The following is a 341-nucleotide window of genomic DNA, read 5'->3' as shown; positions in this document are numbered from 1 at the left end:
GCAGACGGGCCTCTGGAATAGCCCGCATTCTCGTCCAGCACCGCGCCCATCAGATAGTATCCGACGGTGCGGAACAGCCGCGCGCTGAGTTCAGTGTCGAAGCCGCCGTCCTTGAACAAGCCGATAATGCCGTTCAACCAGGCAAGGCAAGTCGGCGAGTTCATCCGATAGGTAACGATGAAACTGGAATAGGCGGGATGGTCGCGGCCGATGCGGCGAAAATCCTCAATGGCGATGCGCATTCTTTGCCGCCAGGGAAGGCTGGCGTCGGGGATTTCGAGCGCACCGATCAGCCGGTCGACCAGCGCTTCGTGCAGATGCGCCACTGAGGGAAAGTGATG

At 60.4% G+C, this 341-nt stretch carries 1 protein-coding gene; it reads right to left on the bottom strand.

What is annotated here, in order from left to right; all coding sequences use genetic code 11:
- Positions 1 to 341, bottom strand: a 341-nt coding sequence (locus EN852_RS37130; protein ID WP_189546516.1) for a TetR/AcrR family transcriptional regulator C-terminal domain-containing protein, incomplete at both ends; no start/stop codon positions are given.

Source organism: Mesorhizobium sp. M2E.F.Ca.ET.209.01.1.1 (assembly GCF_004010375.2).
Classification (GTDB): domain Bacteria; phylum Pseudomonadota; class Alphaproteobacteria; order Rhizobiales; family Rhizobiaceae; genus Mesorhizobium.
The sequence above is the reverse complement of the archived record's forward strand: the minus strand, read 5'-3'. Positions and strand labels throughout refer to the sequence as shown.